Below are 17,342 nucleotides of genomic sequence, written 5' to 3'. Positions count from 1 at the left end.
CTATGCAACCCATCGCCGCCCCTGTTCCGGTCCCCACGTTGTCCGACAACTACGTCTGGCTGCTGCCCGGCCGCGGCGGCGACGCGGTCGTGGTCGACCCCGGCGAAGCGGCGCCCGTGCGCAAGGCCCTGGCGCGGCACGCACTGCGGCCCGCCGCGGTGCTACTGACCCACCACCACGCCGACCACATCGGCGGCACCGCGGAGTTGCTGGGGGACTTTCCCGGGCTGCCGGTGTTCGCGCCGGACGATCCGCGCATCGCGTTGCCGTGCACGCGGGTACGCGACGGCGAGGTGGCGGCGGTCGCCGGCGGCTGGCGCTTCGAGGTCATCGGCGTCCCCGGGCATACCGTGAGCCACGTCGCATTCCTGGGCCACGGGGTCTTGTGCTCGGGCGACACGCTGTTCAGTCTCGGCTGCGGCCGCCTGTTCGAGGGCACGCCGGCACAGATGCTGGCCTCGCTCGACCGGCTGGCGGCGCTGCCCGTGGACACCCTGGTGTGCTGCGGGCACGAGTACACGCTGGCCAATGGCGCGTTCGCGCGCCGGGTCGAACCGGACAACCGCGCGCTCGATGCGCGCCTGCAGGAGGCCACCGCCATGCGCGACCGCGGACTGCCCACCCTCCCCGCCACCCTCGGCGGCGAACTCGCCGCCAACCCGTTCCTGCGCGTGGATGCGCCCGCGGTGCGCGCGGCGGCCGCCGACTGGCTCGGCCACGACCCGGGCGACCGGGTCGGCACCTTCGCCGCGTTGCGGCGCTGGAAGGACGGATTCCGCGCGTGAGGCCGCCGGGCCTGCTGGCCGCGCTGCTGTTGGCGGCGGCCCCGGTGTGGGCGGCCGATCCGCCGGCGCTGGACGAGATCGCGGTGGTGGAACCGGCGACGCTGGTCCCGGCCACGCGCAGCGGCCGCGAGATCTACGCCCGCTTCCGCGAGGGCCTGGCCGACCCGGTGTGCGAGCCGGAGTCCAGCAGCCCGCGCTGGCGCCGCCACTTCAGCGCCGCCACCCGCCGCCTGGGCGGCGGCGACGAACAGGCGATGGCGCTGTTCGGCTACGTGGTCGATGCCTTGCGCGAGGCCAGCCTGCCGACCGAGTACGCGTTGATCCCGTTCGTGGAGAGCGGCTACAAGCCGGACGCGCGCAGCAAGCTCGGGCCCGCGGGCATGTGGCAGTTCATCCGCCTGACCGCGCGCGCCCACCAGGTGCCGATGCACGCCGGCTACGATGGCCGGCTCTCGCCGGTGGATTCGACGCGGGCCGCGGTGCGCTACCTGAAGACCCTGCACGGGATGTTCGCCGGCGACTGGCGGCTGGCGGTGATGGCCTACAACGCCGGCGAGTATCGCGTGTTCGGCGCGCTGCGGCGCAGCGGCCAGGTCGCGCGCGACGCCGACCCGGAGAAGCTGGAGAGCCTGTCCGGCATCACCCGCGCCTACGTGCGCAAGCTGCATGCGCTGTCGTGCCTGCTCGACCGCGCCGACGACGATCCCGCCTGGCTGGCCTCGCTCGACCGCCAGGTGCCGCTGCTCGAGGCGGTCGAACTGCCGGCCGGTACCCGCGACATCGCGGCGTGGGCGAGCGGCAACGGCCGCGACCCGGCGCGCGTGCGGCGCCTGAACCCGGCCTTCGCGGGCGGCCGCGTGCCGCACGGCGAACCGCGCCGGGTGCTGGCGCAGGCGCTGCGCCCGGCGCCGCCGCTCGCCGCCACCGCCGGCGCTGGCCCGGATGCCGCCGCACAGGGCACACTATCGCCCTGATCCGTACACGGAAGGCACCACGATGGGATTCCTGCAGGGCAAGCGCGCACTGGTCACCGGCATCGCCAGCCAGCGTTCGATCGCCAACGGCATCGCCGAGGCGATGCACCGGGAGGGCGCGGAACTCGCCCTGACCTACCAGAACGAGAAGCTCAAGTCGCGCGTCGAGGACGCCGCGGCCGAGTACGGCGCGAAGATCGTGCTGCCGCTGGACGTCGCCGACGACGCCCAGATCGACGCCTGCTTCGCCGAGCTGGGCAAGCACTGGGACGGCTTCGACATCCTGGTGCACTGCATCGCCTACGCACCGCGCGAGGCGATCGGCGGGGACTTCCTCGACGGCATCAGCCGCGAGAACTTCGCCATCGCGCAGGACATCTCGGCCTATTCGCTGGCGGCGCTGGCCAAGGCCGCGCGGCCGCAGATGAAGGGCCGCAACGGCGCAATCCTCACCCTGAGCTACCTGGGCGCGGTGCGCGCGCTGCAGAACTACAACGTGATGGGCGTGGCCAAGGCGAGCCTGGAGTCCACGGTGCGCTACCTGGCGCTCAACCTCGGGCCCGAGGGGACCCGCGTCAACGCGATCTCGGCCGGCCCGATCAAGACCCTGGCGGCCTCCGGCGTGGGCAACTTCCGCAAGATGCTCAGCACGTTCGAGGCAACAGCGCCGCTGCGCCGCAACGTCACCATCGAGGATGTCGGCAACGCCGCCGCGTTCCTGTGCTCGGACCTGGCCGCCGGCATCACCGGCGAGGTCACCTACGTGGACGCCGGCTTCAGCATCGTGGGCATGCCCGGGATCGAGTGACGCTCCCGGCCGCCGTGGCCAGGGCGCCCTCCGTCAGAGGCGCTCTTCGGCCACGGTGATGCGCACCGCGCGGCGCAACGCCTCGACCAGCGCGTCCACGTCCTCGCTGCCCATCACCTGTCCCAGCTGTGCGCGCAGCGCCGCGCGCTGCTCGGCGCTGGCTTCCGCGGGATCGCCCGGGATCACCTTGCGCACCGCGTAGACCAGCAGGCTGCCGTCGCCGAGCGCGACGTGGCCGACGCTCTTGCCGCCCTCTTCGGGGGCGGGCGCGGCGAACATCGCCTGCGCGGCTTCCGCGGTCGGCACCGGCATGCCGCGCGGCAGTTCCAGCTCCGCCGCCTGCAGGCCGGCGGCCTCGGCCACTTCCCGCAGCGACTTGCCGCCCTCGATGGCGGCCACCATGCCGGCCGCCTGCTCGCCAGCGGCCCTGGCCGCGCGGTCGCGGCGCACCGCGGCGATCACCTGCTGCGCGACCTCGGACAGCGGGCGCTGGCGTTCCGGCTCGTGGCCGACCACGCGCAGCAACACGCTGTGGCCGGGAGCGATCTCGATCGGGTCGCTGACCGTGCCGTCCTCGACCAGCGCTTCGGAGAACGCCGCGCGCTGCACGGCCGGGCTCGAGAAGATGCCCTCGCCCGCGCCGCGCGCCACCGGGCCGATGCGTTGCACCTGCAGCCCGGCCGCCTGCGCCGCCGGCGCCAGCGAGGTCGGGTTCTTGTACACCTGGTCCACCAGGCGGCTGGCGAGGTCGTTGAAGGCGCGTTCGCGAGAAGCCTGCTGCTGCTCCCGCGCCAACTCGTCGCGCACCTGCTCGAAGGGAATGATGCTGCCTTCCTTCACTTCGCGCAGCTGGATCACGTGCCAGCCGTACTCGGTGCGCACCGGCGCGGAGACCTCGCCGGGCTGCATCGCGAACAGCGCCTCTGCGAACGGCTCGGCAACCGTGTCCTCGGTCACCCAGCCCAGTTCGCCGCCACCGGCCGCGGTGACGTTGTCGTCGGAATGCTCGCGCGCGAGCGCGGCGAAATCGGCACCTTCCGCCGCCGCTTCGGCGGCGAGCTTTTCGGCTTCGGCCTTGGCGGCGGCCTGCGCCTCGGCGTCGGCATCCGCCGGGACCTGCACCAGGATGTGCGAAGCCAGGCGCTCCTCCGGCTCGCCGAAGCGCACCTTCTCAGCCTCGTAGCGCTGGCGCAGCGCGGCCTCGTCCACCGGCGGCTCGGGCAGCTCGTCCGAGCGGATCTCGACGTACTCGACGGTCACGCGCTCGGGGCTGCGGTAGGCATCGGGGTGGCCGTCGTACCAGGCCTGGATCTCTTCGGCGCCGACCGCGCCGGTGTCGGGCTCGGGCGCGGGGATGACCGCGAAGGCCACGTCGCGCTGCTCGCCCAGCAGGCGCAGCAGGTGCTCGACCTCGCCCTCGGTGGCGAATGCCGAGGCCATCACGCCCTGCGGGATCATCGCCCGCTGCAGGTCCTCGCGCAGCAGCTGCTCGAACTGCTGCGGCGTGCGCTGCGGCACCTGCGAGGCCAGCGCGAGCTGGTACTGCTGCGGGTCGAAGCGGCCGCCGACCTGGAACGCGGGGATGTCCGCGATCGCCTTGCGCAGCTGCGCGTCGCTCACCGCGATGCCGGCCTCGTCGGCCATCATCCGCACCACCAGCGCGTCGATCATGCCGTCGAGCACCGCGCGCTTGTTGGCCGGGTCCTCGAACGCGCGCGAGTCGAACGCGTCGCCTTCCTGCGCGCGGCGCGCCTGGCGCTCGGACTCGAAGCGGCTCCGGAACTCGTCGATCGAGATCTCCTCGCGCTGCCACAGCATGGACGCGGGCCACCAGTGCGGCGCGCCGGCCCACCAGGACGGCGGCGCCTCGACCGCGGCCACCCAGCTCGCGGTGCTCTGCGTCATGTACTGCTCCATGCCGAAGAACGCGAACGGGATGGTCAGGATCCCGAGCACCACGCCGGCGATCCAGCCAGAGGTCTTTTCGCGAAGTTTCGAGAGCATGGGCGGTCTTGCGTTGTGGCGAAGCCGGGCAGTTTAAACGGAAAAGGCCCGCATCGCTGCGGGCCTCCGTGTTGCTTCCTTGCATCGCATGGATTGGCGGAGTGGACGGGACTCGAACCCGCGACCTCCGGCGTGACAGGCCAGCATTCTAACCAACTGAACTACCACTCCGCTGAGCCGGAGGATGATACAGAGCCTCCTCCGGATTCGCAATGGTCCTGGTGGGTGCTGAGGGTTTCGAACCCCCGACCCTCTCCTTGTAAGGGAGACGCTCTACCGCTGAGCTAAGCACCCGGCGCGGCATGATAACGAAAAGCCCGGCTGGGCCGGGCTCTTCGGTCGTGCTTCCGGGCGGGCGGTCAGCCGTTGACCGCGTCCTTGAGCGCCTTGCCCGCCTTGAACGCCGGGTTGACCGAGGCCGCGATCGCGATCTCCTCGCCGGTGCGCGGGTTGCGCCCGGTGCGGGCGCCGCGCTTGCGCGCCTCGAACGTGCCGAAGCCGACCAGGGTCACGCTGTCACCGCCCTTCAGGGCCTTGGTGATGGTGGCGACGAACGCGTCCACTGCGCGCCCCGCGTCGGCGCGGGACAGGTCGGCGCCCTCGGCGACGTGGTCGATCAATTCCGATTTATTCATTCGGTAACTCCCTGTGCGGCAGGCGCCGCTGGACATGTGGTGTGAGCCGGGGTTCCCCGCTGGGCGTGCCGTGCCCGCTCCCCGGACGAAATCCCGCGGCAGGCGCAGCAAGGCCCGCGCGGACCGGATCGTTATACCAGCGGCACCAGCGGCGGCGCAACGCGCGCCGCCGCGTTCGGTGGCATGCCCCTCAGTGGCGCGCCCCGCTGCGGGACGCGGCGCCCTCCGCATCGGCTCGCGCGGGCTCGGCCAGCGCCTCGTCCACCACCTTGGGGGTCAGCGGCCGCTCCAGGGCGATGTCGAGCACCTCGTCGATCCAGCGCACCGGCACGATCTTCATCTGCTCGGTCACCGACTTGGGGATGTCCGCCAGGTCCTTGCGGTTCTCCTCGGGGATGATGACGGTGCGGATGCCGCCGCGCATCGCCGCCAACAGCTTTTCCTTGAGCCCGCCGATCGGGAGCACGCGCCCGCGCAGGGTGATCTCGCCGGTCATCGCCACCTCGGCCTTGACCGGCACCTTGGTCAGCGTGGACACCAGCGCGGTGGCCATGGCGATGCCGGCACTGGGGCCGTCCTTCGGGGTCGCGCCCTCGGGCACGTGCAGGTGGACGTCCAGCTTCTGCAGGAAGTCCAGGTCGATGCCGAGCGGCTCGGTGCGCGCGCGCACCACGCTCAGGGCCGCCGACGCGGACTCCTTCATCACGTCGCCGAGCTGGCCGGTGAGGATCAGCTGCCCCTTGCCCGGCACCAGGGTGGACTCGACCTGCAGCAGCTCGCCGCCGACCTCGGTCCAGGCCAGGCCGGTGACCAGGCCGATCTCGTTCTGCTCCTCGGCGCGGCCGAAGTCGTAGCGCTGCACGCCCAGGTACTTGTCGAGGTTCTTGCCGTTGACGACGATCGCCCGCGGCTTGCGCTTGCCGGTCGGCGGTCCCTTCAGGGCGATCTCCTTGACCACCTTGCGGCAGATCTTGGCGATCTCGCGCTCCAGGTTGCGCACGCCGGACTCGCGCGTGTAGTAGCGGACGATGCCCTGCACCGCCTCTTCGGTGATCTTCAGCTCGCCGTCGCGCAGGCCGTTGGCCTTCATCTGCTTGGGCACCAGGTAGCGCATTGCGATGTTGATCTTCTCGTCCTCGGTGTAGCCGGGGATGCGGATGACCTCCATGCGGTCCAGCAGCGGGCCGGGGATGTTCAGCGAGTTCGAGGTCGCGATGAACATCACCTCGCTCAGGTCCAGGTCGACCTCGAGGTAGTGGTCGTTGAAGGCGTTGTTCTGCTCCGGGTCGAGCACCTCCAGCAGCGCCGAGGACGGGTCGCCGCGGAAGTCCATGGACATCTTGTCGATCTCGTCGAGCATGAACAGCGGGTTCCTGGTGCCGGCCTTGTTGAGGTTCTGCACGATCCGGCCCGGCATCGAGCCGACGTAGGTACGGCGATGGCCGCGGATCTCGGCCTCGTCGCGCACGCCGCCGAGCGACATGCGCACGAACTTGCGGTTGGTGGCCTTGGCGATCGACTGGCCGAGCGAGGTCTTGCCCACGCCCGGCGGGCCGACCAGGCACAGGATCGCGCCCTTCATGTTCTTCACCCGGGTCTGCACCGCGAGGTACTCGAGGATGCGTTCCTTGACCTTCTCCAGCCCGTAGTGATCGGCGTCGAGCACGTCCTGCGCGGCCTTGAGGTCCTTGCGGATCTTGCTGCGCTTCTTCCACGGCACGCCAAGCAGCCAGTCCAGGTAGTTGCGCACCACCGCGGCCTCGGCCGACATCGGCGACATCTGCTTGAGCTTGTTGAACTCGGCCTTGGCCTTGGCCTCGACCGCCTTGGGCATCCCGGCGGCGGCGATCCGGCGCGCGATCTCCTCGAGGTCGTTCGGCGCGTCGTCCATCTCGCCGAGCTCCTTCTGGATCGCCTTCATCTGCTCGTTGAGGTAGTACTCGCGCTGGCTCTTCTCCATCTGCGACTTCACGCGGCCGCGGATGCGCTTCTCCATCTGCTGCACGTCGATCTCGCCGTCGACCAGCCCGACCAGCAGTTCCAGGCGCTCGAACACATCCACCGTCTCCAGCAGCCGCTGCTTGTCGGCCAGGCGCACGCCCAGGTGCGCGGCGATGGTGTCGGCCAGGCGCCCGGGCTCCTCGATCCCGGACAGGGTCTGGAGCAGCTCCGGCGGAAGCTTGCGGTTGGACTTCACGTACTGCTCGAACAGCGACATCAGCGAGCGCGCCACCGCCTCGATCTCGCGCGGCTCGCGCTCGCCGGTCGGCTCCACCACCTGTGCACGGCAGGTGAGCGTGCCGTCTCGCTCGGCGACCTTGTCCACGGTGGCCCGGTCCACGCCCTCGACCAGCACCTTGATGGTGCCGTCCGGGAGCTTGAGCAACTGCAGCACGGTGGCCAGGGTGCCGACGCCGTACAGGTCGGCCGCGCCGGGGTCGTCCACCTCGGCGGACTTCTGCGCCACCAGCGCGATGCGGCGGTCGCCCTCCATCGCCAGCTCCAGCGCGCGGATGGACTTCTCGCGGCCGACGAACAGCGGGATGACCATGTGCGGAAACACCACCACGTCTCGCAGCGGCAGCACCGGCAGGGTCGCGATTTCGGGTCGTTCAGGCATGTCGGCTCCGGTTGCGGGTGGCGCCTCGGGCGCCCTGTCCACGGTTATGGGGCCGTGGCGCGGGGGATGCAAGCGGAGATCCGTGAACAAAGAAAGCCGCCCGTGGAACGGACGGCTTTTCAATGACTTGCGCGATGAACCTCGCGTAAAGCCGACTGCGCTATTCGCCGGCGGCGGCCTTGGCCGGGGGCGCCTGGTAGATCAGGTAGGGCTCGGACTTGTGCTCGATCACCGACTCGTCCACGACCACCTTGCTCACGTTCTCCAGCGACGGCAGGTCGTACATGGTGTCCAGCAGCACCGACTCGACGATGGTGCGCAGGCCGCGGGCACCGGTCTTGCGCTTGAGCGCCTTGCGCGCGATCGCGGCCAGCGCGTCCGGGCGGAACTCCAGCTCCACGCCCTCCATGTCGAACAGCTTGCGGAACTGCTTGGTGATCGCGTTCCTGGGCTCGCTGAGGATCTTAACCAGCGCGGCCTCGTCCAGTTCCTCCAAGGTCGCGACCACCGGCAGGCGGCCGACGAACTCGGGGATCAGGCCGAACTTGATCAGGTCCTCGGGCTCGACCTCGGCCAGCACCTTGCCGATCTCGACCTTGCGTTCGCTGCTCTTGAGCTTGGCGCCGAAGCCGATGCCGCCGGCCTCGGTGCTGCGCTGCTGGATGATCTTGTCCAGGCCGGCGAAGGCGCCGCCGACGATGAACAGGATGTTGCGGGTGTCCACCTGCAGGAATTCCTGCTGCGGGTGCTTGCGGCCGCCCTGCGGCGGGACCGAGGCGACGGTGCCCTCGATCAGCTTCAGCAGCGCCTGCTGCACGCCCTCGCCCGACACGTCGCGGGTGATGGACGGGTTCTCGGACTTGCGCGAGATCTTGTCGATCTCGTCGATGTAGACGATGCCCTGCTGCGCCTTCTCGACGTCGTAGTCGCACTTCTGCAGCAGCTTCTGGATGATGTTCTCGACGTCCTCGCCGACGTAGCCGGCCTCGGTGAGGGTCGTCGCGTCGGCCATGGTGAACGGCACGTTCAGCAGGCGCGCGAGGGTCTCGGCCAGCAGCGTCTTGCCCGAGCCGGTAGGCCCGACCAGCAGGATGTTGGACTTGGCCAGCTCGACGTCGTCGTTCTTCTGCCGGCTCTCGATCCGCTTGTAGTGGTTGTACACCGCCACCGCGAGCGTCTTCTTGGCCCGCGCCTGGCCGATCACGTACTGGTCCAGGACCTCGAGGATCTCCTTCGGCTTGGGCAGCGAGCTGCGCGCCGACTGGGCCTTTTCCTCGAGCTCCTCGCGGATGATGTCGTTGCACAGCTCCACGCATTCATCGCAGATGAACACGCTGGGGCCCGCGATCAGCTTGCGCACCTCGTGCTGGCTCTTCCCGCAGAAGGAGCAGTAGAGGATCTTGCTGCTGTCGCCGGATCGGCCTTGACGGTCTTCGGTCATTCCCCAGTTACCTGCTGCAGCCGCGGTTGCGGCCCGAGAATAGCACAGCGTTCCCGGCCGCAAGCCGGGTCCGCGAAGTGGATCGGAACATGTTCCGTTTCAGTGACTTGCCGCACATTCCCGGCCGGATCACGCCGGCTGGATGGACTCGTCCGGGCGGCGCTCCAGCACCTGGTCGACGAGGCCGTATTCCTGCGCGGCCTGGGCGCTCTTGAAGTTGTCGCGCTCGGTGTCGCGGGCGATCGTGTCGAGCGCCTGCCCGGTGTGCTTGGACAGGATCTCGTTCAGCCGCTGGCGCATGGACAGAATCTCGCGCGCGTGGATGTCGATGTCCGTGGCCTGGCCCTGGAAGCCGCCAAGCGGCTGGTGGATCATTACCCGCGAATTGGGCAGCGCGTAGCGCTTGCCCTTGGCGCCGGCCGCCAGCAGCAGCGCGCCCATGCTCGCCGCCTGGCCCACGCAGATCGTGTTCACGTCGGGCTTGATGAACTGCATGGTGTCGTAGATCGCCATGCCCGCGGTGACGATGCCGCCCGGCGAGTTGATGTACAGGCTGATGTCCTTCTCGGGGTTCTCGGCCTCGAGGAACAGCATCTGCGCGACGATCACGTTGGCGACGTGGTCGTCGATGCCACCGACCAGGAAGATCACCCGTTCCTTGAGCAGGCGCGAGTAGATGTCGTACGCGCGCTCGCCGCGGCTGGTCTGCTCGACCACCATCGGCACGAGGTTGAGGGCCTTGGTCCGGTTGTCTGTCATCCGATCGCTTCCTGGAAGGTCATGGGTTCGACGGTATGCTGCGCGCGCTCGGCGATCCAGTCGATGACCTGTTCCTCCATCGCGCGGTTCTGCAGCCCGGCCATGAGCTGGGGGTCGTTGCGGTACAACTCAATGACCTGCTGCGGCTCCTCGTAGGTGGAGGCGATCAGGCGCAGGAGTTCGTTCAGGCGCGCCGGGTCCAGGCGCAGCTCGTTGCGGCGCGCGATCTCGCCGACCAGCAGCGCGACCAGCACGCGCTTGCGCGCCGGCTCCATGAACTGCTGATAGGCATCCTCGCCCTGCGGGCCGGGACGGCCCTGCTGGGCGGCCTGCTGCCGGGCGCTGGCGGCCAGGCTGCTGGCCTCCTGCTCGACCAGGCGCGGCGGCAGCTCGACGTGCGCATAGGCCTCGGCCAACTGCTCGCCGACGGCGCGGCGCAGCCGGTTCATCAGCGCACCCTTGAGCTCGCGCTCCAGGTTGGCGCGGATCTCGCTGCGGAACTGCGACAGCTCGCCGCTCTTGACCCCGAAGCTGCGGATGAACGCGGTGTCCACCTCCGGCAGCACTTCCTCGGAGACCTGCACCGCCTTCATGTGCACCTGCACCGTCTTGCCGGCCAGCTTCGGCACCCGCCAGTTCTCGGGGAAGGTCACTTCGACGACCTTCTCCTCGCCGGCGGTCATCCCGACCAGCGCCTGCTCCAGCTCCGGCAGCATCGAGCCGGCGCCGATCACGGCGACCCCGTGCTCCACGCCCTCGGGCGGCAGCCGCTCGTCGCCCAGCTGCGACCAGTTCTCCACGTCCACCGCATCGCCTTCCTTCGCCGGGCGCGTGACCGCGGTCCAGCTGCGGCGCTGCTGGCGCAGGTTCGCGACCATGCGGTCGATGTCTTCCTCGGTGACCTCGGCGGTGTTGCGCACCACCTGCAGCTTCTCGACCTCGATCTCGCCGAACTCCGGGACCAGCTCGAAATCCGCGACGTAGGCGATCTCGCCGCCCTGCTCGCCGCCTTCGACCGGCTCGATCCGGGGGTTGCCGGCGACCTTGAGCTCGTTCTCGCGGACCACGGAGTCGAAGCCCTCGCGCAGCAGGCCGTCGAGCACCTCGGCGCGGACCTGCGCGCCGAAGCGCTGCCTGACCACGCTGGTCGGGACCTTGCCGGGGCGGAAGCCCTTGATGCGGGCGGTACGCGCGATCTCGCGCAGCCTGCCGCCGACCTGCTCCTCGACGTCGCTCGCCGGGACGCGCAGCGTCATGCGGCGCCCGAGGTTGCCCGTGTTCTCGACCGAAACCTGCGTTGCTGGAACTGCCATACCCACTCCGTGCGGCCGCGGCCCGGCCGCGGGGATCTGCCTGATTGTTGGAATGCCTGCCCGGGCCGGGGCCTTTGGACGCGGCGGAACGCGATAGTTTCGCCGATCCGGGCCGGGGCCGCCACAGGGGCGTCGCTGGTGCGAAAGGGGGGACTCGAACCCCCACGCCGAAAGGCGCTGGAACCTAAATCCAGTGCGTCTACCAGTTCCGCCACTTTCGCAGGCGGTCGATTGTAAGGAAAAGAAAACGCCCGGCACTGGGCCGGGCGTCCGGGTCTTGGTGGGCCGTCAAGGATTCGAACCTTGGACCTATTGATTAAGAGTCAACTGCTCTACCAACTGAGCTAACGGCCCGGAAAGGCGGAAAGTGTAACAAAAACCGGGGTACTGCAACTACCGCGACTGCATGGAATGGGGTGGCTGAGGGGACTCGAACCCCCGACATCTGGAATCACAATCCAGGACTCTAACCAACTGAGCTACAGCCACCACTGAACGACAAGCCGGATTGGCGCGCCCGGCAGGACTCGAACCTGCAACCACCGGCTTAGAAGGCCGGTGCTCTATCCGGTTGAGCTACGGGCGCCCTGGCCGGAATGGTCGGGGTAGAGGGATTCGAACCCCCGACATCCTGCTCCCAAAGCAGGCGCGCTACCAGGCTGCGCTATACCCCGCCGGACGGGACACTTCCGAGGCGCGCCAACGCGACGAAAGGCCGGCTATTGTCGGGAGCGGGCGCGGGCCTGTCAACGCGCGCCCGAAGCGCGCCCTGCCCTTGTGTATGCTTCCTCCCAGACCCTTTGCAGCGGCCACGAGGATTTCCATGCGCAGCGGCAACCCCGCACTTTCCGAATCGACCTTCCTGGACCTGGGCACCGGCACCGTGGTGCGCCGCGACGCCGGGGCCATGACCCTGAACGGCACCGTCAACAAGACCGCGTTCCTGCTGGTGCTCACGCTGGCAGCGGCGATGTACACCTGGAGCCGGTTCTTCACCGGCGGCATCGAGGGCCTGATGCCCTTCGTCTGGGGCGGCCTGATCGGCGGCCTCGTGGTGGCGCTGGTGACGGTGTTCAAGAAGGAGTGGTCGCCGGTCACCGCGCCGCTGTACGCGGTGCTCGAGGGACTGGCCATCGGCGCGATCTCGGCGGTCTTCGAGCAGCGCTTCCCGGGGATCGTGATGCAGGCCGTGGGCCTCACCTTCGGCACCCTCGCGGCGCTGCTGCTGGCCTACCGCAGCGGCCTGGTGCGCGCGACCGAGAACTTCAAGCTCGGCGTGGTTGCGGCCACCGGCGGGATCATGCTGCTGTACCTGGTGAACATCGGCATGCGCCTGTTCGGGTTCGAGGGCATGGGCTTCATCCACGACAGCGGCTGGCTGGGGATCGGGTTCTCGGCGGTGGTGGTCGTGGTCGCGGCGCTGAACCTGGTGCTGGACTTCGACTTCATCGAGCAGGGCGTCGAGCACGGCGCGCCCAAGTACATGGAGTGGTACGGCGCGTTCGGCCTGCTGGTCACCCTGGTCTGGCTCTACCTCGAGATCCTGCGCCTGCTGGCCAAGCTCCAGTCCCGCGACTGACCGTCAGCGCCGGGACGGCCAAGCCATGAAGGCAACGGCGACGAGGGCCAGCAGCCAGCAGTAGTGGACCTGGGTCGCCAGTGCCAGCGGCGAGACCGCGGCCAGCGACGAGGCCAGCAGCAACTGGGCGCCGTAGGGCAGCAGGCCCTGCGGCACGCAGGCGAAGATGTCGAGGAGGCTGGCCGCGCGCCGCGGGCTGATGCCGTGGCGCACCGCGATGTCCCGCGCCACCCCGCCACCGACCAGGATCGCCACGGTGTTGTTGGCGGTGAACACGTCGCTGGTCGCCGACAGCACGGCGATGCTGAACTCGCCGGTGCGGCGGCCGCGGTGGCCGCGCGCGAAGCGGGCGATGGTCGCGGCCAGCCAGTCGAGGCCGCCGCCGGCCTTCATCAGCGCGCCCAGGCCGCCGATCAGCAGCGACAGCAGCAGGATCTCGACCATTCCCTCGAAGCCGATCCAGGTGTCTCCGGCGAACTGCACCAGGTCGTAGCCGTCGGCAAGCAGCAGCCCGAAGCCGCCGGCCAGGGCCAGCCCGATCGCCAGCACCACCAGCACGTCCAGCCCCGCCAGCGCGAGCCCCAGCACGAGCACGTAGGGCAGCGCCAGCCACGGCGACGCCGAGGCCTCGGCCGCGGGGATCGGCGCCGGCTCGCCCAGGAAGGCCAGCAGCACGATGGTCGCCAGCGCCGCCGGCAGCGCGATCCTGAAGTTCTCGCGGAACTTGTCGCGCATGGCCGCGCCCTGGCTGCGGGTGGCGGCGATGGTGGTGTCCGAGATCACCGAGAGGTTGTCGCCGAACATCGCGCCGCCGACCACCGCGCCCAGCACCAGGCCGCGGTCCAGGCCGCTGGCGTCGGCGGTGCCGATGGCGATGGGGACCACGGCCGCGATCGTGCCCATCGAGGTGCCGATCGAGAGCGAGATCAGCGAGGCCAGCACGAACAGTCCCGGCAGCAGCAGCGCCGGCGGCAGCGCCCCGATCCCCAGCGCCACCACCGCGTCCACCGCGCCGATCGCCTTGGACACGTAGGCGAAGGCGCCCGCGAGCAGGAAGATCAGGCACATCAGCACGATGTTCGGGTCGCCCATCCCGCGCAGCAGGATGTCGCCGGCCGGCAGGCCCTTGCGATGCACCAGCCAGGCGCCCAGCGCGAGCGCCGGCAGGATCGCCACCGGCGCGCGCAGCTGGTAGAAGCCCATCGCCTCGCCGGCGAGGGTGAAGTACAGGCCGGCGCCGAAGAACAGCGCCAGGAACAGCAGCAACGGCGTCAGCGCGAGCGCATCCGGCCGCACGGCGGCGGCGGGCGTCGCGACGACCGTCGCCGGCTCGTTCAAGCGGCCGCGCGCTTCGCGATCGCCTTCGCGAAGGCCATGGTGTTGCCGGTGCCGCCCAGGTCCGGGGTCAGCGAGTCGCCGGCCTCCAGGGTCGCCTCGATCGCCTCGCGCAGGCGCGCGGCCTTGTCGTGCATGCCCAGGTGGTCGAGCATCTGGCCGACGCCGAGCAGCAGCGCGCAGGGGTTGGCGACGCCCTTGCCGGCGATGTCGGGGGCCGAGCCGTGGACCGCCTCGAAGATCGCCGCGTCGGTGCCGATGTTGGCGCCCGGGGCCAGGCCGAGGCCGCCGACCAGGCCGGCGCACAGGTCCGAGATGATGTCGCCGAACAGGTTGGTGGTCACGATCACGTCGAACTGCTCGGGGCGCATCACCAGCTGCATCGCGCAGTTGTCCACGATCAGCTCGTTGGCCTCGATGTCCGGATACTGCGCCGCCACCTCGCGCGCCACCCGCAGGAACAGGCCCGAGGTGGACTTCAGGATGTTGGCCTTGTGCACGATGGTGACCTTCTTGCGGCCGGTGCGGCGGGCCAGGTCGAAGGCGTAGCGGACGATGCGCTCGGAGCCGCGGCGCGTGGTCTTGGTGATCGAGGTCGCGGTGTCGCCGTCGGCGGAAAGCTCCTGGCCCTCGGCGCTGTAGGCGCCCTCGGTGTTCTCGCGCACGGTGATGAGGTCGACGCCGCTCGGGAAGCGCGACTTGGTGTTCGGGTGCGACTTCGCCGGGCGCACGTTGGCGTACAGGTCGAAGCGCTTGCGCAGCTCGACGTTGATCGAGGAGAAGCCGCCGCCCACCGGCGTGGTCAGCGGGCTCTTGAGCGCGACCTTGTTGCGGCGAATGGACTCCAGGGTGGCGGCCGGCAGCAGCTCGCCGTGCTTCTCGAGCGCGACCATGCCGGCGTCGGCGAACTCGTACTGCAGCCCGGCATCGAGGGCGTCGAGCACGTGCAGCGCGGCATCCATGATCTCCGGGCCGATGCCATCGCCACGGATCACGGTAATCGTCTGGGTCATTGGTGGGGGACTCGCGGAGGGGGAAGCCAGCCGGCAATTATGCCAGACCCCGGGGTATGGACCGGCTCAGCCGTCGTCGCGCAGCAGCGGTTCGAGCCCTCCGGCGCGGTGCAGCGCCATCATGTCGTCGTAGCCGCCGACGTGGGTGTCGCCGATGAAGATCTGCGGCACGCTGGTGCGCCGGGCGCGCTCGACCATGCGCGCGCGCTCCTCCGGGTCCAGGTCGATGCGCACTTCCCGCCATTCCAGTCCACGGCTCCTGAGGAAATTCTTGGCCGCGACGCAGTAGCCGCAGCTGGCCGAGGTGTACATGGTGATCTCTGGCATGGACGGGGGTCTCCGGAAACTCGCGCGGGGAAGCATTGTCCAACATGGGTGCGCGCGGGCCGGTTTTCCAGCCTCGGGGCGGATTAACGACCCGTTCACCCGCCGGCCTCGCCGCGCCGCCGTTTCCCCTATGCTCAGGACCCAGATGCGCCCTGCCCTCGCCGCCGCCGCCCTGACCGCCGCGCTCGCCGCCGTGCTGCACGTCCCCGCGCCGGCGCAGGAGGCGCGCCTGCCCGACATCGGGTCCTCCGCCGCCACCGTGATCTCGCCCTCCGAGCAGGCCGAGTACGGGGCGATGATGCTGAGCCAGCTGCGCTACTACGGCTACACCCTGGAGGACCCGCTGCTGCTGTCCTGGCTGCGCGCCATGGGCCAGCGCCTGGCCGCCTCCAGCGACGACCCGAAGCAGCCGTTCACCTTCTTCCTGCTGCGCGACCGCCAGATCAACGCCTTCGCCACCCTGGGCGGCTACATCGGGGTCAACGCCGGCCTGGTACTGGCGGCCGACCACGAGGACGGGGTCGCAGCGGTGCTCTCGCACGAGATCGCGCACGTCACCCAGGCCCACGTGCTGCGCGCGGTCGAGCAGGCGCAGCGCGACCGGGTCCCGATCATGCTGGCCATGCTCGGCGCGATCGCGCTGGCGCAGGGCGCCGGCGGCAACTCCGCGGACGACGCGACCATGGCGGCGCTGGCCTCGGCCCAGGGCCTGATGGTGCAGCGGATGATCGACTACACCCGCAGCAACGAGGCCGAGGCCGACCGCATCGGCATCCGCACGCTGTCGCGCGCGGGCTACGACGTGGATGCCATGGCCGGGTTCTTCCAGACCCTGCAGGCGAGCGTGCGCAGCAACATCAGCGGCAGCCGCGAGGGCACCCCCGACTACCTGCAGACCCACCCGGTCACCACCTCGCGCATCAGCGAGGCGCGCGAGCGCGCGCGACAGATCGCGTCGGCGCCGCAGGGCTTCGTGCCCACCACGTCGCAGCGCGACAACCTGCTGCTGCCCTCCTCGCTGCGGATCGGCGCAGCGCTGCCGGCGCACGGGGCGACCGGGCTGTTCCCGTGGGCGCGCGAGCGCCTGCGGGTGCTCAGCGCCGATACGCCGGCCGCGGCGGTGCGCGAATACGAACGGCTGGCGCGGTCCGGGGAGCTGGACGACGCCCAGCGCTACGGGCAGGCGGTGGCGCACTACCTGGACGGCAAGCCGGCGACCGCCGCGACCGCGCTGGCGGCGCTGCTGGAACGGCACCCCGGCGATACCTGGCTGGAACTGGCGCTGGCGCAGTCGCTGGCGCGCGCCGGGCGCACCGAGGAGGCCGACGCGCGCTTCGAGGCGCTGGTGGCGCGGATGCCGCACAGCCGCCCGGTGGCGCTGACCTACGCGGAGATGCTCAACGAACGCAACACGCGCGCGGCCGGCAACCGCGCGCAGGCCCTGCTGCGCCCGCTGCTCGCCGGCGCCGGCGACGACCCGGTGTTCCAGCAGACCTACGCCCGCGCCAGCGAGATCGCCGGCGACCCGGTGCGCGCGGGCGAGGCCTATGCCGAGGCCGCCTTCCTCAACGGCCGCCCGGAACAGGCCCTGCTCCAGCTCAACACGCTCAAGCGCCGCGACGACCTGGACTACTACGCCCGGGCCCGGATCGACGCCCGCATCGCCGCCATCACCCCGGTGGTGCTGGAGCTGCACCGCCAGGGCATCCGCGACGAGGACATCAACCGGCGGTAACGTGTGTCACCGGC

General features: G+C 70.3%; 14 protein-coding genes and 7 tRNA genes. 5 read left to right on the top strand and 16 right to left on the bottom strand.

Annotated features, from left to right (window positions below; genetic code table 11):
* The first annotated feature begins 2 nt into the window (after positions 1 to 2).
* Genes gloB through E4F25_RS01225 form a run of 3 tightly spaced genes read left to right on the top strand, consistent with a single transcriptional unit; the run spans position 3 to position 2,567 of the window.
* Positions 3 to 785: a hydroxyacylglutathione hydrolase gene (gloB, locus tag E4F25_RS01235; protein WP_140908467.1), complete on the top strand. Its 783-nt coding sequence runs from the start codon at positions 3 to 5 to the stop codon at positions 783 to 785.
* Positions 782 to 1,759 (top strand): lytic transglycosylase domain-containing protein, encoded by a 978-nt coding sequence (locus E4F25_RS01230; protein ID WP_246069681.1) that lies wholly within the window; start codon positions 782 to 784, stop codon positions 1,757 to 1,759. Before gloB ends, E4F25_RS01230 begins: the two co-directional genes overlap by 4 nt.
* A 22-nt stretch (positions 1,760 to 1,781) precedes the next feature.
* Positions 1,782 to 2,567 carry an enoyl-ACP reductase FabI gene (locus tag E4F25_RS01225; RefSeq protein WP_140908466.1) on the top strand — a complete coding sequence of 262 codons (786 nt, stop codon included), beginning with the start codon at positions 1,782 to 1,784 and terminating at the stop codon, positions 2,565 to 2,567.
* A gap of 33 nt (positions 2,568 to 2,600) precedes the next feature.
* On the opposite strand, the gene E4F25_RS01220 is transcribed toward E4F25_RS01225, so the two are convergent.
* The 13 genes from E4F25_RS01220 to E4F25_RS01160 form a co-directional block, all read right to left on the bottom strand.
* Positions 2,601 to 4,571 carry a peptidyl-prolyl cis-trans isomerase gene (locus E4F25_RS01220; protein WP_140908465.1) on the bottom strand — a complete coding sequence of 657 codons (1,971 nt, stop codon included), beginning with the start codon at positions 4,569 to 4,571 and terminating at the stop codon, positions 2,601 to 2,603.
* A 94-nt stretch (positions 4,572 to 4,665) separates the two neighbouring features.
* Positions 4,666 to 4,742: transfer RNA gene (locus tag E4F25_RS01215), tRNA-Asp, on the bottom strand.
* A gap of 48 nt (positions 4,743 to 4,790) precedes the next feature.
* Positions 4,791 to 4,865 (bottom strand) — tRNA-Val (locus E4F25_RS01210).
* A gap of 65 nt (positions 4,866 to 4,930) precedes the next feature.
* The gene (locus tag E4F25_RS01205; protein ID WP_140908464.1) at positions 4,931 to 5,206 is read right to left on the bottom strand and encodes an HU family DNA-binding protein; all 276 of its coding nucleotides are present in this window, start codon (positions 5,204 to 5,206) and stop codon (positions 4,931 to 4,933) included.
* 190 nt (positions 5,207 to 5,396) lie between these two features.
* The gene (lon, locus tag E4F25_RS01200) at positions 5,397 to 7,826 is read right to left on the bottom strand and encodes an endopeptidase La (protein ID WP_140908463.1); all 2,430 of its coding nucleotides are present in this window, start codon (positions 7,824 to 7,826) and stop codon (positions 5,397 to 5,399) included.
* Positions 7,827 to 7,986: 160 nt separating this feature from the next.
* Positions 7,987 to 9,267, bottom strand: a complete 1,281-nt coding sequence (gene clpX / locus E4F25_RS01195) for an ATP-dependent Clp protease ATP-binding subunit ClpX (protein ID WP_140908462.1) — start codon at positions 9,265 to 9,267, stop codon at positions 7,987 to 7,989.
* A 129-nt stretch (positions 9,268 to 9,396) separates the two neighbouring features.
* Positions 9,397 to 10,026: an ATP-dependent Clp endopeptidase proteolytic subunit ClpP gene (clpP, locus tag E4F25_RS01190; protein WP_140908461.1), complete on the bottom strand. Its 630-nt coding sequence runs from the start codon at positions 10,024 to 10,026 to the stop codon at positions 9,397 to 9,399.
* A complete protein-coding gene (gene tig / locus E4F25_RS01185; protein WP_140908460.1) occupies positions 10,023 to 11,339 on the bottom strand; it encodes a trigger factor in 1,317 nt (438 codons plus the stop codon). Before tig ends, clpP begins: the two co-directional genes overlap by 4 nt.
* Positions 11,340 to 11,475: 136 nt before the next feature.
* Positions 11,476 to 11,560, bottom strand: a tRNA-Leu gene (locus tag E4F25_RS01180).
* A 57-nt stretch (positions 11,561 to 11,617) separates the two neighbouring features.
* Positions 11,618 to 11,693 (bottom strand) — tRNA-Lys (locus tag E4F25_RS01175).
* A gap of 58 nt (positions 11,694 to 11,751) precedes the next feature.
* A tRNA-His gene (locus E4F25_RS01170) sits at positions 11,752 to 11,828 on the bottom strand.
* A gap of 20 nt (positions 11,829 to 11,848) precedes the next feature.
* Positions 11,849 to 11,925: transfer RNA gene (locus tag E4F25_RS01165), tRNA-Arg, on the bottom strand.
* Positions 11,926 to 11,936: 11 nt separating this feature from the next.
* Positions 11,937 to 12,013: transfer RNA gene (locus E4F25_RS01160), tRNA-Pro, on the bottom strand.
* Positions 12,014 to 12,162: 149 nt separating this feature from the next.
* Between E4F25_RS01160 and E4F25_RS01155 the strand changes: the two genes are divergently transcribed.
* Positions 12,163 to 12,918 carry a Bax inhibitor-1/YccA family protein gene (locus E4F25_RS01155; protein ID WP_181168168.1) on the top strand — a complete coding sequence of 252 codons (756 nt, stop codon included), beginning with the start codon at positions 12,163 to 12,165 and terminating at the stop codon, positions 12,916 to 12,918.
* Between the two features lie 3 nt (positions 12,919 to 12,921).
* Here E4F25_RS01155 and E4F25_RS01150 read toward each other — a convergent pair whose 3' ends face one another.
* The 3 genes from E4F25_RS01150 to grxC form a co-directional block, all read right to left on the bottom strand.
* Positions 12,922 to 14,256 carry a Na+/H+ antiporter NhaC family protein gene (locus tag E4F25_RS01150; RefSeq protein ID WP_220433166.1) on the bottom strand — a complete coding sequence of 445 codons (1,335 nt, stop codon included), beginning with the start codon at positions 14,254 to 14,256 and terminating at the stop codon, positions 12,922 to 12,924.
* The gene (locus E4F25_RS01145) at positions 14,253 to 15,266 is read right to left on the bottom strand and encodes an isocitrate dehydrogenase (RefSeq protein ID WP_140908458.1); all 1,014 of its coding nucleotides are present in this window, start codon (positions 15,264 to 15,266) and stop codon (positions 14,253 to 14,255) included. The genes E4F25_RS01150 and E4F25_RS01145 overlap by 4 nt, the downstream gene beginning before the upstream one ends.
* Before the next feature lie 66 nt (positions 15,267 to 15,332).
* Entirely contained in the window at positions 15,333 to 15,629 is a 297-nt protein-coding gene (gene grxC / locus E4F25_RS01140; protein WP_140908457.1) for a glutaredoxin 3, read from the bottom strand.
* 109 nt (positions 15,630 to 15,738) lie between these two features.
* On the opposite strand from grxC, the gene E4F25_RS01135 reads away from it, so the two are divergent.
* A complete protein-coding gene (locus tag E4F25_RS01135; protein ID WP_140908456.1) occupies positions 15,739 to 17,328 on the top strand; it encodes a M48 family metalloprotease in 1,590 nt (529 codons plus the stop codon).
* Positions 17,329 to 17,342: the final 14 nt, after the last annotated feature.

The sequence above is a fragment of the Cognatiluteimonas lumbrici genome (assembly GCF_006476065.1).
In the GTDB taxonomy this organism is placed as follows: Bacteria; Pseudomonadota; Gammaproteobacteria; order Xanthomonadales; family Xanthomonadaceae; genus Cognatiluteimonas; species Cognatiluteimonas lumbrici.
The sequence above is the reverse complement of the archived record's forward strand: the minus strand, read 5'-3'. Positions and strand labels throughout refer to the sequence as shown.